Source organism: Streptomyces sp. NPDC088812, from assembly GCF_044750285.1.
Lineage (GTDB): Bacteria > Actinomycetota > Actinomycetes > Streptomycetales > Streptomycetaceae > Streptomyces.
Genome location: NZ_JBIVJP010000001.1, coordinates 312,015 through 326,528, shown reverse-complemented (window position 1 = coordinate 326,528; position 14,514 = coordinate 312,015). Strand labels below are relative to the sequence as shown.

Here is a 14,514-nt window from a genome sequence, read left to right as displayed (position 1 = left end):
ACCGCACCGCCGAGACGCCGGCTTGGCACACCAGCGGCCCGGCACACCGCCGGGCCGTCGCACCGCCGGGCCCAGGCCCCCGGCCCCCGGCTGCTTTCAACAGTCGAGGAGCGCACGCATCCTCGTGGCGGCCCGGACCGCGGCGTCGGCACAGCAGTTGTTGAACAGCACGTGCACCCGCTCGGCCCGCCCGGCCAGCGCGCGCACCCGGGGCAGCCACTCGCGCAGTTCGCCGTCGGTGTACTCGTGGCGGAAGCGGTCCTCCTTGCTGCCGGTTCCCCAGGCCGGGCTGCGACCGTGGAGGCGCACGACCGCCAGCCGTGGCGAGGTGACGGGCGTGACCGGGGGAACCGCGGACGGCAGCGACGGCTCCATGTCCACGGCGACGGCGGCGAATCCGTACGACCGCAGCGCCTCGGCGGTCGTACGCTCCTGCGGGCCGCGCCACCAGTCGGGGTGCCGGAACTCCACGCAGACCGGCCACCCGGCGGTGCGCTCGGCGCAGTCCGCGAGGACGGCGCGGGCCCGCGCCCCCGGTCGCAGCCACGGCGGGAACTGGAAGAGGACCGCGCCCAGCCGCCCCGCCTCGCGCAGCGGCTCGACGCCGTCCGTGAACCGGCGCCACACCTCGTCCAGCGCCTTCGGGGAGCGGACGTCCCCGGGCAGCCCGGGCGGCAGGGCGGCGGGCCGGGTGGGGTGGCCGGTGAGCAGGGAGAAGGCCTTCACGTCGAACACGAAGTCCTCGGGTGTGCGCTCGGCCCACAGCCGGCTGGTGCGCTCGTTCGGCAGGCCGTAGTACGTCGAGTCCGCCTCGACGACCGGGAAGCGCCCGGCGTAGTGCCGCAACCGGCCCTCCGCGTCCCGCCGTCCCGGTGGGTACCAGCCGCTGCCGACGAGCGCCCGGTCCGTCCACGAGCAGGTGCCGACCAGTATCTCGCCCATGACGGGCGGTTACCCCGCCGCCGGGAAGATCCTCCTCGATCCCGGCGGGCCGACCTGACCGCCCGTCACCTCAGGCCCACCGGTGAACCTCAGACCCGCCGATGCGCCTCAGACCCGCCGATGCACCTCAGGCCTCCCGATGCGCCTCAGGCCTCCCGATGCACCTCAGACCCGCCGATGCGCCTCAGGCCTCCCGATGCGCCTCAGGCCCGCCGATGCACTTCAAACCCGCCGATGCACCTCAGACCTCCCGGTGCGCCTCAGGCCCGCCGATGCACCTCAGGCCTCCCGGTGCACCACGTGACCACCGGTCACCGTCAGCCGGACCGGTGCCTCGGCCAGTTCGTCCGCGGGGGCCTCGACCGGGTCCAGGGCGAAGGCCGTGAGGTCGGCGCGGAAACCGGGCGCGATCCGGCCCGCGACGTCCGGCTCGCCCGCCGCGCGGGCCGCGTGCGTGGTGCACCCCTCCAGTGCTTCGAGGCCGGTCAGACCCGGCCGCCGGGAGGCCGCGCCCCGGGGGCTGCGGGCCGTCGCCAGGACCGCGCGGACGTCGTGGTGGGCGATGGGCCAGTCCGAGCCGAGCGCGAGGGTGGCGCCCGCGTCGCGCAGGTCGCGCAGGCGCCAGGCGTGCGCGGCCCGTGCGGCGCCGAGCCGGCGGGACCACTCGTCGCTGCCGTCGGGGCGGGTGTAGGCGGTGTGCGGGGGCTGCATCGACGCGGCCACTCCGGCCTGCGCGAACCGGGGCAGCAGCTCGTCCGGCGCCGTCTCGATGTGCTCGATGCGGTGCCGGCCCCGGGCGCCCGGTCCGAGGGCGGCCACGGTGTCCAGGACGTGGCGGACGGCCGCGTCCCCGATGGCGTGCGTGGCGGTCCGTACGCCGGCCGCGTCGAGCGTGCGGACGGCGGCGGCGTAGCCCTCCGGGTCCGGCCAGAAGGCGTCCGTGCCCTGGCCGTGGCAGTCGGCGTGCTCCAGCCAGGCGGTGCCGCCCTCGACGGTGCCGTCCATGAAGAACTTCACGCCGCCGACCCTCCAGTGACGGCCGTTCAGGTCCTGGGCCGCGACGAGTTCCGCGAGGTCGTCGGCGTCCGCGCCCGGCATGCACCAGGGCGCGAACCGCAGCCGCAGCGGCAGGACCGTCTCCTCGGCCACGGAGGCCACCAGGTCGAGGTCGCCGCCGTCCATCACATGGGCCCCGGTGAGCCCGGTCGCCGCCATCTCCGCCAGCAGGTCGAGCAGCCGGGCGCGGCGGGCCGCGTGCGACGGGCGGGGCGCGACGGCCACGACCAGGTCCATCGCCGCGTGCTCGACGAGGTGCCCGGTGGGCCGTCCCCCGGCGTCGCACACCACCTCCGAGCGCTGGTCGAAGTGGCGCGGCCCGGTGACGCCGGCGGCGGCGAGCGCCTTGCCGTCGACGAGGGCGGAGTGGCCGTCGTACAGGCGCAGGAAGGCGGGCGACCCGGCGAGCACGTCCTCCACGAGGGCGCGGTCCACGGGCCGGCCCTCAAAGGCGTTGTGGTCCAGGCCGTACCCGAGCACCCAGCCGTCGACGCGCTCGGCCGACGCCAGCGCGGCGCGCAGTCCGGCCAGGTCCGTCACGGCCGACAGGTCGGTGCCGGTCGCCATCTCCAGGCCCCAGACCGGGTGGCTGTGGCCGTCCACCAGCCCGGGCACGAGGTGCGCGCCGTCGAGCCGTACGACCTCGGTGCCGGACCCGCGCCAGTCCCGTACGTCGTCCTCCTCGCCCACGGCGGCGACGATCCCGTCGCGTACGGCGACGGCGGTGGCCAGCGGGCGGGCGGGGTCGAGGGTGCGGACCCGGGCTCCGGTCACGATCAGGTCGGCGGTGGGCATGGGGGGACTCCCTTACTGGGGCTGGTTCGGTGCGGTGACGGATGCGGTCACGCGGGGGGCGCGGCGGACGGGTCGGGGACGGTCGGGTCGGACGCGGTGGAGTCGGACGCGGTGGGATCGGACGCGGTGGAGGCACATGCGGTGGAGTCGGACGCGGTGGGGTCGGCCCGGTCCGAGCCGAAGCGGGCGTACACCTCCGGTCGTGCGCGGCGCAGCCACCGGGCGAGGAGGAGGCCGGCGGCGAAGACGACCGGCGCCATGGCGACCAGCACGGTGTTCACCGTCGAGGACGCGCCGGTGAACAGGTCGATGTGGCCGACGACCAGGGCGATCGCGGCGGCCAGCAGGAGGCTCGCGGTGACCGGCGCGACGAGGGTGCGCAGCGCGCCCTCCTGGTGGCGGACCCGGCGGAAGTAGCAGGGCACGGCGATCGCGGCGAGGAGCTGCAACAGCAGCAGGCCGATCATCCCCGGCGTGTTGACGTAGAGCAGGAGCTGCCCGTACGGGTCGGCTCCTGCCGCCCAGAAGGCGAGGACGACCACGGCGCCGAGGACGGTCTGGGCGAGACCGGCGACGTACGGGGAGCGGTGGCGGGGGTGGACGCGTCCCAGGGCGCGGGGCAGCACGCCCTCCTCCGCGAGGGCGAGGCCGTAGCGGTTGATGGCGTTGTGGAAGGCGAGGAGGGAGGCGAGGACGCTGGTGACGATGAGGACGTGCATCAGGTCGGCCGCCCAGTCACCGACGTAGGTGCTGATGGCGGTGAAGAACAGGCCGGCCGGGTCGTCGGCGGCCGCCGCGAGGACCTTGTCGTCGCCGAAGGCCTGGATGGCGATCCAGACGACGAACGCGTAGAACAGGCCGAGGAAGGCGACGGCGCAGTAGGTGGCGCGCGGCACGGTGCGCTGCGGGTCGCGGGCCTCGCGGCGGTAGATGACGGTCGACTCGAAGCCGGTGAACGCGGCGAACGCGAAGGCGAGGACGGCGGCGGTGCCGGGGACGAGGACGTGGTCGGGGGCCAGCGAGGCGACCGACAGCCCGTCGGCCCCGCCCTCGATCAGCACGCCCGCCGCGAGCAGGACGAGGATGCCGGTCTCGGCGACGAGCAGGACGCCGAGGACCTTGGCGCCGAAGTCGATGGAGCGGTAGCCGCCCCAGCCGATGAGCAGCAGGCCGGCCAGGGAGACGGGCAGCCAGGGCACGTCGGTGCCGAAGAGGGCGTGCACGGTGTCCTGGGTGGCGGTGGCGAGGAGGCCGTAGACGCCGATCTCCATGCCGTTGTAGCCGATCAGGGCGAGGAGGGCGGCGCCGACGCCGGCGGGGCGGCCGAGGCCGCGGGTGATGTAGGCGTAGAACGCGCCGCCGCTGGTGACGTGCCGGCTCATCGTGGTGAAGCCGACGGCGAAGACGGCGAGGGTGAGGCCCGCGAGGAGGTAGCCGACGGGTGCGCCGACGCCGCCGAGGAGGATCGCGAGCGGGGCCACGCCGGCCATGACGGTCAGCGGGGCGGCGGCGGAGACGACGAAGAAGGCGATGTCGGCGGTGCCGAGGGTGCCGGTGCGCAGGCCCGCCGGGGCGGAGCCGGCTCTCGCCTCGGCGGGGTCGGGGGTGGTCACGGACATGGGGAGACCCTTCGGGCGGCGGACGGGAGGGGGTCCCGGGCGTGCGGGCGGCCGGGGTTCACGGTCCGGGCGGGGCCCGGACCACGGCGTGCGGGATCGCGCCGGGGATCCCCGCGCACCGGGGGTGGCGTGCGCCGGGACCCGTAAACCTAAAGGCTTTCGGTTTCCGCAATGTAACCTTCCGTTGGGCATCCGGGAAGACCTGAGGGGGACCACCGACCATGGGACGGCCGCGCACACCGCTCCTCGATCGCGAGCGCATCACCGCCACGGCGCTGCAACTTGTCGACGAGCAGGGCGACTTCAGCGTCCCGCAGATCGCGCGGCGGCTCGGGGCGCAGACCGGCTCGGTGTACCACCACGTCGACGGCCGGGACGGCATCGTGGAGCTGCTGCGGGAGCGGGTGGTGTCCTCGATCGACCCCGGGACGCTGGACCTGACCCCGTGGGACGCCGCGCTGGAGGCCTGGGCGCGCTCCTACCGTGCCGCGTTCGCCGCGCACCCGCGGACCATTCCGCTGCTGATGACGTCGCCCGTCCGGGCGCCGCGGGTGCTGGAGCAGTACGAGCGGGCGGTGACCCTGCTGCTGGACGCCGGATTCGGCACCGCCGAGGTGATGCCGCTGGTCATCGCCCTGGAGAACCTGGTCCTGGGCTCCGCGCTCGACCTCGCCGCCCCCGAGACGATGTGGGAGCTGACGGAACGCACCCCGACACCGCGGCTGGCCCGGGCGCTGGCCGCGGTGGGCGAGGGCCGCGCGGACCGGGCCTTCGAGGTGGGGCTGTCCGCGTTCCTCGCCCATGCGCGGGCGATGCGGGGGACGGGGGCGGGGGCGGGGGCGGCGGACCCGGCGTAGGACGGCTCTGCCCGGGGCCGGACACGGCGTCGCCCTTCTTCGCCCGGCGGGGCACTCCTTCGCCAGGGCGCTCTCATCTCACCGCTGCGTCGGGTGTCTCGGGGGCGTCGATCAGCCGCCGCACGGCGAGCCCGTCGGCCCATAAATCATGCTTATGAGCTCATAGACTGGACCCCCGTACCGACTTAGGTTTGCCTTAGTTTAGGCTTCCCGTCGAGTCGATCTGTCGCCGCTCGAAGGGAACCCCCATCATGCCCCGCCCCCTGCGGGTAGCCATTGTCGGAGCCGGCCCCGCCGGGATCTACGCCGCCGACGCGCTGCTCAAGTCCGATGTGGCCACCGACCCCGGTGTGTCCATCGACCTCTTCGAGCGCATGCCGGCCCCGTTCGGCCTGATCCGTTACGGCGTGGCGCCCGACCACCCCCGGATCAAGGGCATCATCACCGCCCTGCACCAGGTCCTCGACAAGCCGCAGATCCGCCTGTTCGGCAACGTCGACTACCCGACCGACCTCAACCTGGACGACCTGCGCGCCTTCTACGACGCCGTCGTCTTCTCGACCGGCGCGATGGCCGACCGCGAGCTGTCGATCCCGGGCATCGAGCTGGACGGCTCCTACGGCGCCGCCGACTTCGTCTCCTGGTACGACGGCCACCCGGACGTGCCGCGCACCTGGCCGCTGGAGGCGGAGAAGGTCGCCGTCCTCGGCGTCGGCAACGTCGCCCTGGACGTGGCCCGCGTCCTCGCCAAGACCGCGGACGAGCTGCTCCCGACGGAGATACCGCCGAACGTCTACGAGGGCCTGAAGGCCAACAAGGCGCTGGAGATCCACGTCTTCGGCCGCCGTGGTCCGGCGCAGGCGAAGTTCTCCCCGATGGAGCTGCGGGAGCTGGACCACTCCCCCAACATCGAGGTCATCGTCGACCCCGAGGACATCGACTACGACGACGGCTCCATCCAGACCCGGCGCGGCAACAAGCAGGCCGACATGGTCGCCAAGACGCTGGAGAACTGGGCGATCCGCGACGTCGGCGACCGCCCGCACAAACTGTTCCTGCACTTCTTCGAGTCGCCCTCGGAGATACTCGGCGAGGACGGCAAGGTCGTCGGCCTGCGCACCGAGCGCACCGCCCTCGACGGCACCGGCAACGTCAAGGGCACCGGCGAGTTCAAGGACTGGGACGTCACCGCGGTCTACCGCGCGGTCGGCTACCTGTCCGAGAAGCTGCCCAAGCTGCCCTGGGACATCGACTCGGGCACCGTCCCGGACGACGGCGGCCGCGTCATCGAGGAGAGCGGCGGCCACCTGCAGTCGACGTACGTCACGGGCTGGATCCGGCGCGGTCCGGTCGGCCTGATCGGCCACACCAAGGGCGACGCCAACGAGACGGTGTCGAACCTGCTGGACGACTACGCGAACGGCCGTCTGCACACGCCGTCCTCGCCCGACCCGCAGGCCGTGGACGCGTTCCTCACCGAGCGCGAGGTCCGCTTCACCACCTGGGAGGGCTGGTACAAGCTGGACGCCGCGGAGAAAGCACTGGGCGAGCCGCAGGGCCGCGAGCGCGTGAAGATCGTCGAGCGTGAGGACATGCTCCGCGAGAGCGGCGCGTAAGCACGACGGCAGGAGGGCCCGGAGGCGGTGACACGCCTCCGGGCCCTCGGCCTTTCCGGGGCGGGCCGGCGGGGAGTCCCTGTGCCCCAGTGCCCCTGTGCCGAGAGGGTGCGCGGCGTGCGCGGCGCGCTCGGCCCGGCTTCGGCGGTGCCGGGGACCGACGTGCGAAGGGCGTGCGCGCCGGGAGTGTGCGGACGCCGTTCACGCGCTGTTGTCCCCGGTGACGGCGGTCTGTCGGCCAGAGGGAGCACGGCGCGAATGGTCCGCGGGGCCACGGGCATGCTGTGAACGAGGTCACTTCCGGTGCGCAGTGCCGGAATCAGCCCGGAGTGCCCTTTCCACCCGTCCCGCCTCTCCCTAAGGACATGTGGTCTTGGCTCTCATGTACCCTGACGCCCCGTCATCCCGTCGCCCCGGGCGCTGCTGGACGATCCGCGTGGTCGGTCACCGGGACCGTACGGCATCGGTCACCTGCTCCTCGGCGTGCACGATGCCGCCGCGCTCGCGCGACCTCGCCGCCCTGCGCCGCTTCGCCGAGGCCCATGCCGCCGCTCACGCCAGGGCGGCCTCGGTACGGTCCGACGCCGCCTGCTGGTGCCGCGGCCAGCGGTGCGCGTCCCACGAGGGCATCCGGATCGCCTGCGCGGGCACGGTCGTCCTGGTGCTGCGCCACGACCCGGCCGTCGGCCAGGTGTGGACCCTCAGCGAAGTGTGCGCCGCCTGCGCCGCGTTGATGCCGCACACCCGGGTGCTGGGCCGCGCGGCGCCGTCCGCCAGGGCGGCGGACCCACCGGAGGCGCGGCAGGAGACGGGCACCAGCCCGTCGCCCCCCGAGCCCGCCTCCACACCCACCACCGCCACCACCGCCATCGGGCCACCGCGTCTCGTCCCCGGCGGCTTCAGCGCGCCCGGCGCCTCCGGCGCGGGCGGCGGCACCGGACCGGAACGGCCCGCCGGCCGCCGACGGGGACGCCTCGGACACGCGCCGCGCCGCGGTCGTACGGAGGCGGAGGGCGGCGGGAGATGAGCACCCGCGCCCGCCGACGACGCCGACGTGACGTGACGTGAGGTGCGTCAGATGTCGCGCTCCGGGCCCCTGAGCGGGCGGAACTGACGGGGGATGCGCACCGGCAGGGCACCCAGGGGACGCCCCTCGGGTGTGGGCGGGGCCGGGGAGGACGGGCCGGGGCGGTGGGGCCGGGAGGCGTCGTCCGGGGCCGCCCGGTGCGCCGCCATCAGCTCGGCTATGCGGGCGCCGCTGCGCCGCCCCTCCAGGTGCAGCCGGCCGACGTTGGCCCGGTCGTCGGCGAGGAGGGTGAGGACGGCGGCGGGGCCGGCCGCGTAGGTGGCGACGTATCCGCCCGCGCCGCGCACGAGCAGTTCGCAGAACTCCCCGCGGTCCGTGAGGTCCACCATGCGGTAGCCGACGCCGAGGGCGGCCGCGGTGAGCGCCGCGAGGCCCTCCGGCTGGACGCCGGGCATGTCCTGGGCGAGGACCAGTCCGTCGACACTGGCCGCGAGCGCCCCGGTCAGCCGGGGCATGCGCGCACGCAGCCGGTGCAGTTCGTTGAGGATCTCGGCCTCGACGGCCATGACCGGTCTCCTTTCGCCGTCACCGGGCGGGGAAGGGGACTTCGGCGCGCGCCGGACCGCACATCCCCCGCACGGCCGCACCGGAAGCGTGATCCCGAGACTACGGAAAGTGCCGGGCCGAGGTGAGGGCTTCGGCATTTTCCTCTGGAACATTTCGCGGGGCGGAGGCCCGGGCCACGGAGAGGCGCCTGACCTGCATCATTCCAGGTCAGGCCCCGTTTCACCGCCTCGCAGCAGTCGCACGTTCCGGCGGCGTTCGCCAAGTTTTTCAGGACTTACGCTGACCACTTGCCGACTTTGGTGACGCGCCCTCAGACGGAACCTTGCGGGACGTACGAAGTCGATGGTGTCCAGGACGGGTTCGCCGGTCGTCGTGTCAGGGACGGCTGAACCCCAGCGAACATGAGGGCGCCCCACCACTCGCCCCACGCTTCGATGGCATCGTCGAAGTCCTCGACGGTGACGCCGCCGACCGCCGAGTCCTCCGGAACTTATGACCTACGGGATCCACCCTGTCGGCCGGCTCTTCGACCAGGACGTGAGCCCGTGCGGCCGCGCGCCTTTCCCGTCAGCGCCGATTTTCCTGACGGCACATCAGGCCTTGGGGGGCCGCTAGGGGCGCGCACGATCGGTGAGCAGGGTTTCGCACCGCAGTGGCTGTCGGAACCGGGTGCCGGCTCCGGGGTCGGCGTGCACCGGTTCCCCGACGCGTCCCTGCGGCCGTGTACTGGCGCCCGCCTGTTCGAGTTCGTGGGCTACGACGTGCTCCGTCAGCGCGGTGCCGCACGATCCGGCCGACAGCCGTCAAGGAACCACGTCCTGTCCCCTCACAGCGCCGCGGTCGTGACTCCCGTGTCGGTTTCCTCGACCCTGGTGGCCAGGCGGACCCGGCGACGGGCCAGCCACAGGGCCAGGGCGATGAGCAGCAGAGCCACGGCCAGCAGGCCGAGTGGGCCACCCGTGCCGAGCAGCCACAGCAGCCGGGCGGTCGTGGTCGCTTCGTCGGTCTGGTGCCGCACCGAAGCCTGGGCGCCCCGGACGTCGACATCGCTCACGGGGAAGAGCGTCACCGGCCCCTCCGCGCTCTGTGTCCGCGCGAGAACCGTCTGGTGCAGCGTGCCGTCCAGTGACAGCCCGGTCTCGGCGTCGACCCAGCCTTGCCGCTTCGTGGCGGTCGTGTAGGTCAGCGGTACCGTTGCCGGAAGGGCGTCCAGTGTCTCCTGTGGCGGGCGTTGCGCCTCGGGCAGGGCGGACGCCAGGCCCACCACTGCTGCCCGAGGCAAGGCGGGCGGTAAGGCCTTCAGCGTGGCGGGGTCGGCAAGGGGCCCGTCGGACGTGATGGCGTACACGTAGGCTTCGCGGCCGTTGACGGACTGCGTGCCCTCGTAGGTCGCCGGGAACACGCTGCGCGTACCGGTGTCCCAGAACCGGTAGTCCCGCTTCTCGGGTTCCAGAGGCCAGGAAATGACGAGCCCCTCGCGTTTCTCGGCCCCGGAACCCGCAGGTGCGGCACGCTCGGTGAGGTCGCGTCTGTCCAGCGCCCACAGATGCGTCGAGGTGCTCAACTCCGCGTTGTCCGGACCGTGCAGCACCGCGTCGTCGGAGACCAGGGCCGTCCGGCCGTGTGTGTCTTCGACCTCGATACTGCGGTCCAGGGTGACAGGCACGTCCTTCAGGAAAGCCTTGCCCGGATCACCCGCCTGAAGGGCTGTCGCGTCGAGCAGCGTGGCGGTGCCCTCGTACCGGAAGGTGCTCTTGGCGTCGGCCGGCACCTGGTGCAGTGCGGGATAGACGGTGAACCGTGTGACGGCAGAGGCCGCCACCAGAATCCCGGCCGATCCAGTCAGTACCCAGCTGGTCCTGCGCATGACTTCTCCTCAAGGGAGCTGCTACAGACGGAAAGGAACTTAGCGAGCGCTAAGACGGTAGGAGGGTCGGATGGGGCCGTCAACACTTCCGACCATGCGTGGCTTATTGGCTTTCATGCTGATCAAATTCAACAGACCCGGCCGGTGATCGATGGGATCCTCATCCTCGACTGAGCGATCGATAAGTGAGGTGAGTTCCGCCTCAGGACATGAACGGGGTCCCAGCGGCGCGACCCGGGTCGCGCCGCTGGGACCCGGGTCGCGCCGACGGGACCGGCCCTGACGTGGACGCTCTCCGGGACCCGACCCGAGTGACGCCCGCCGGACGGCGGCTCGCCGCCCGCTCAGTCCCCCTGCGCGGCGGCGAGCGGCGGCAGTTCCAGGTGGTCGCGCAGAGTGGTGCCCCGGTACTCGGTGCGGTACACGCCTCGGCTCTGGAGTTCCGGGACCAGTTTGTCGACGATGTCGGTGACCGACGACGGAAGCAGGTGCGGCAGGATGTTGAAGCCGTCGACCGCGCGGGTGGTGACATAGCGGGTCCACTCGTCGGCGACGGCCGACGGCGTGCCGACGAACGACGGGTGGCCCGGTGCCACCTCCAGCACCAACTGCCTCAAAGACAGGCCACGTTCGGTCGCCAGTTCGCGCCACTTGCGGATCAGGGCCGCTTTGCCGGTGCGGTGCGCGATCGCGATCGTGCCGCGTGAGGGGTCGAGTTCGTCCTCGCTGGGCTCGATGTCGGGCAGCGGTCCGTCCGGGTCGTAGGCGGACAGGTCCGCGCCCCAGTACTGCTCCAGGAAGGCGATCGCCCGAGGGCCGTTGATCTGCTCGCCACGCACCCAGCGGGCCTTCTCCTCCGCCTCCGCCGAGGTGTCGCCGAGGACGACGCTCGCGCCCGGCAGGATGCGCAGCGAGTCCGGGGACCGGCCGTGCCGGGCCAGCCGGTCGCGCAGGTCGGCCGCGTAGGCGACGGCCTTGCCGTACTCGGTGTTGGCGGAGAAGACGACGTCGGCGTGGCGGGCGGCGAGTTCGCGGCCGCCGTCGGAGTCTCCCGCCTGGAAGAGCACCGGCCTGCCCTGCGGGCTGCCGGGCACGGTGGCGGTGGCCCGCAGCCGGACCAGGTCGGTGTCCCGCTCGACCGGACGGGCCGGACCTCGGTCGTCCCAGGAGGACCACAGTTCCTCGGCCGCGTCGACGAACTGTCCCGCGCGGTCGTAACGGCGTTCGTGCTCCAGCCAGCCCCCGTGCCGGAAGTTGGCTCCGGTCCAGGCGTTGTCGGTGGTGACGATGTTCCATCCGGCGCGGCCCGAGGACAGCAGGTCGAGGCTCGCCAGGCGGCGCGCGAGATCGGCCGGGTAGTTGTAGGTGGTGTTCTGGGTGGCCACCAGGCCGATCCGGTCGGTGACGGCGGCCAGCGCGGACAGTTGGGTGATGGCGTCGGGGCGGCCGGCCACGTCGAGGTCGAAGATCCTTCCCCGGTTCTCCCGAACCCGCAGTCCCTCGCCGAGGAAGAAGGCGTCGAACAGTCCCCGCTCCAGCGTCCGCACCACATCGGTGAAGGTCTCGATCGCCGTGTGCGAGGGGGCGTCGGGGTCGGTCCAGATCAGTTGGGGTCCCACGCCCGTGAAGAACAGGCCGAGGTGGAGTCGGGGGCGGGAGGACGGTTCGGTCATGGCGGTCACCTCAGGCGTTCGTGGTCGCGGCGGCGAATCGGTTGGCGGGGCGGGGCAGGCCGAGTGTGGTGCGCAGTGTGTCGCCGGGGCGGGGCGGGCGGTGGAGTCCGGCGGCGGCCAGGGCGGGCAGCACCCGGTCGGCCAGGACGGGCAGGTCGTCGGCGAGGACGGCGGGGTGCAGCCGCACGCCGTCGACGGACCGGGCGAGTTCGGTGAGTAGTTCGGTCAGCGCTTCGGGGGAGCCGGTGTGGCGCAGCCGTCCGGTCTCCGGCCACACGGCTGTTCCGTCCAGCCCGGCCAGCCGCTCGTCGGCCGGGACGGCGGTGTCGAGTACCACCTCCACCTCGGCGAAGACCAGGGGCGCGCCGCTCTCCCGGGCGCCGGCCGAGCGGGAGGCGATCCCGGCGGGTGTGGGGCGGGCCACCAGGACCACGTCGGCGCGCTCGTCGATCTCCAGCGCGTCCGGGGCGAGGACGACGATCTGCCCCTGCGGGGGGCGGGGCGTGATCAGGGGGCCCTTGACGGTGAAGGAGGCGCCTTCGAAGTCGATGTGGTGGACCCGGTCCGGGTCCAGGAAGCGGCCGGTGGCGACGTCCTTGACGACCGCGTCGTCCTCCCAGGAGTCCCACAGGGCGCGGGCGGTGTCGACGACGTCCGTGATCTCCCGGTGCAGTGTGCCGGCCGGGAGCGGGGACCGTCCGACCGTGGCGAGTTCGTCCGCGCCGGCGGCCGCTCCCACCAGCCAGGCGGCCCGGCCGTGCGAGGCGTGGTCCAGTGCGGCCAGCTGGGTGGCGAGGTGGAAGGGCTCGGTGGTCGTGATGTGCAGCGTGGGCGCGAGCCCGATGCGGTCGGTGAGGCCCGAGACGTACGCCGCGCGGGTGCCGGCCTCGATACGGCCGACGGGCTCCGCGCCCGTGCCGGGCGGCAGCGGCGCGTCGGCGAAGGTGACGAGGGCGAAGCCGGCGTGCTCGGCGGAGACGGTAGTCTCCCGCACCGCCTGCGGGGTCGGGGTCGCCCGGGCGGCGGGGTGGGCGCCGGCTCCGTCGGCCTCGAGAACGAGGTGCAGACCGGGCAGCCCGGTGTGGCGGTCAGTCATGGGAGGTTCCTCCGGTGGACGGTTCGGACGCGGGTGTGTGGTCGGGGTAAGGGGAGCGGGCGGTCGCCACGGGCCGGGAGATCGGCAGCGCGGCCGGGGCGGGCGCGGGAAGGGACGTGCGTGTCAGCCACAGCGCCACGCCGGCCGCCGCCAGGACAGCGGTCGCGGCACCCGCGGCCAGCCCCCAGCGCACCCCGGCGTGCTGGGAGATCCAGCCGATGACGGGGGCGCCGACCGGGCTGCCGCCCATCGAGATCACCGTGTAGACCGCCATCACCCGGCCCCGCATGGCATCGCTGACCTCCGACTGGACGAAGGCGCTCACCGCCGTGTTCAGCGTCATCAACGTGAAACCGGCGGGCAGCAACAGGGCGAGGAACGCCGGGTACGTGGGCATGACCGCCGCCAGCGCCTCGAAACCGCCGAACAGCAGCGCGCCGACCACGACCGTCCGTACCCGGGGCGAGACACCGCGCGTGGCGGCGATCGTCCCGGCGACGGTGCCGATGGCCAGGGCCGTGTTCATGATGCCGAGCCCCCGGGAGCCGACGTCGAAGACCCGGTCGGCGAACAGGGTCAGCGTGGTCGGGAAATTGACCGCGAAGGTGGCGACCAGCCCGAAGATGGTGAAGACGCCGACGAGTTCGGGCCGCGCGGCCACATAACGCAGCCCCTCCGTCCCCGCTCCCGTCCAGGGCGGCCGGGAGGCGGCGCGTGTCTCCCGCGCCCGTGGACGGATCGACAGCAGCCCCACGAGGACGACGGTGAAGGAGACGGCGTTGAGGGCGAACACCCATCCGGTACCGATGGCCCCGATCAGCACACCGGCGATCGCGGGGCCGATCAGACGCGCGGTGTTCAGGGACAGAATGTTCAGGCCCGCCGCCTTCGGGATCAGAGCCCGCCCGACCAGTTCGGTGACGAACGACAGACGTGCGGGGTTCTCCACCGTGAACACGCACCCCAGGGCGAAGGACAGGACGTACAGCAGCCACAGCGGGGCATGGCCGGAGAGCACCATCGCCGCCAGCAGCACGGCCTGCACCGCGTACAGCGTCTGGGTCCAGAGCAGCAGGGTCCGCCGGTCGTACCGGTCGGCTGTCACCCCGCCCCACAGGCCGAACAGCAGCACCGGGGCGAACTGGAGGCCCATGACCCAGCCGAGCGCGGTCCCGCTGTGCGTCAGCCTCAGAACGAACCAGTCCAGCGCGACACCCTGCATGGCGCTGCCGACGTTGGACACCAGACCCGTGCTCCAGTAGATCCGGTAGTCACGGACCCGCAGTGCGGCGAACACCCCTGCCGGGGCGGTGCTGTTGACGGCCATACGTCTCTTTCCGGATGGGTCGGCCATGGTGGTGCGCGCGTCGGACGCGTCACACCGGAAGTCCCCCGGGGG

11 protein-coding genes are annotated in these 14,514 nt (G+C 73.2%); 3 read left to right on the top strand and 8 right to left on the bottom strand.

Features of this window, described 5'->3' with window-relative positions:
- Positions 1 to 96: 96 nt before the first annotated feature.
- From ACIP67_RS01405 to ACIP67_RS01395, 3 genes are all read right to left on the bottom strand, one after another.
- Positions 97 to 942 carry a DUF72 domain-containing protein gene (locus ACIP67_RS01405; protein WP_401685614.1) on the bottom strand — a complete coding sequence of 282 codons (846 nt, stop codon included), beginning with the start codon at positions 940 to 942 and terminating at the stop codon, positions 97 to 99.
- 279 nt (positions 943 to 1,221) lie between these two features.
- Positions 1,222 to 2,793: an amidohydrolase gene (locus ACIP67_RS01400; protein WP_401685611.1), complete on the bottom strand. Its 1,572-nt coding sequence runs from the start codon at positions 2,791 to 2,793 to the stop codon at positions 1,222 to 1,224.
- Positions 2,794 to 2,840: 47 nt separating this feature from the next.
- Positions 2,841 to 4,412: an APC family permease gene (locus ACIP67_RS01395; protein ID WP_401685608.1), complete on the bottom strand. Its 1,572-nt coding sequence runs from the start codon at positions 4,410 to 4,412 to the stop codon at positions 2,841 to 2,843.
- A 221-nt stretch (positions 4,413 to 4,633) separates the two neighbouring features.
- Here ACIP67_RS01395 and ACIP67_RS01390 point away from each other — a divergent pair, with 221 nt between their 5' ends.
- The 3 genes from ACIP67_RS01390 (at position 4,634) to ACIP67_RS01380 (ending at position 7,912) form a co-directional block, all read left to right on the top strand.
- A complete protein-coding gene (locus ACIP67_RS01390) occupies positions 4,634 to 5,269 on the top strand; it encodes a TetR/AcrR family transcriptional regulator (RefSeq protein WP_401685606.1) in 636 nt (211 codons plus the stop codon).
- Between the two features lie 251 nt (positions 5,270 to 5,520).
- A complete protein-coding gene (locus ACIP67_RS01385; RefSeq protein WP_401685603.1) occupies positions 5,521 to 6,885 on the top strand; it encodes an FAD-dependent oxidoreductase in 1,365 nt (454 codons plus the stop codon).
- A 436-nt stretch (positions 6,886 to 7,321) separates the two neighbouring features.
- Positions 7,322 to 7,912 carry a hypothetical protein gene (locus tag ACIP67_RS01380; protein WP_401685600.1) on the top strand — a complete coding sequence of 197 codons (591 nt, stop codon included), beginning with the start codon at positions 7,322 to 7,324 and terminating at the stop codon, positions 7,910 to 7,912.
- 47 nt (positions 7,913 to 7,959) lie between these two features.
- Here ACIP67_RS01380 and ACIP67_RS01375 read toward each other — a convergent pair whose 3' ends face one another.
- The 5 genes from ACIP67_RS01375 to ACIP67_RS01355 all read right to left on the bottom strand — a co-directional run bounded on the left by ACIP67_RS01375 (position 7,960) and on the right by ACIP67_RS01355 (position 14,442).
- Positions 7,960 to 8,478: a roadblock/LC7 domain-containing protein gene (locus tag ACIP67_RS01375; protein WP_401685597.1), complete on the bottom strand. Its 519-nt coding sequence runs from the start codon at positions 8,476 to 8,478 to the stop codon at positions 7,960 to 7,962.
- A gap of 827 nt (positions 8,479 to 9,305) precedes the next feature.
- On the bottom strand, positions 9,306 to 10,346 hold the full coding sequence (locus tag ACIP67_RS01370; RefSeq protein WP_401685594.1) for a porin PorA family protein: 1,041 nt from the start codon (positions 10,344 to 10,346) through the stop codon (positions 9,306 to 9,308).
- 344 nt (positions 10,347 to 10,690) lie between these two features.
- The gene (locus ACIP67_RS01365) at positions 10,691 to 12,019 is read right to left on the bottom strand and encodes an NtaA/DmoA family FMN-dependent monooxygenase (protein WP_401685592.1); all 1,329 of its coding nucleotides are present in this window, start codon (positions 12,017 to 12,019) and stop codon (positions 10,691 to 10,693) included.
- A 10-nt stretch (positions 12,020 to 12,029) separates the two neighbouring features.
- Positions 12,030 to 13,115, bottom strand: coding sequence for an LLM class flavin-dependent oxidoreductase (locus ACIP67_RS01360; protein ID WP_401685590.1), 1,086 nt, complete (start codon positions 13,113 to 13,115; stop codon positions 12,030 to 12,032).
- A complete protein-coding gene (locus tag ACIP67_RS01355; protein ID WP_401685587.1) occupies positions 13,108 to 14,442 on the bottom strand; it encodes an MFS transporter in 1,335 nt (444 codons plus the stop codon). The genes ACIP67_RS01360 and ACIP67_RS01355 overlap by 8 nt, the downstream gene beginning before the upstream one ends.
- Positions 14,443 to 14,514: the final 72 nt, after the last annotated feature.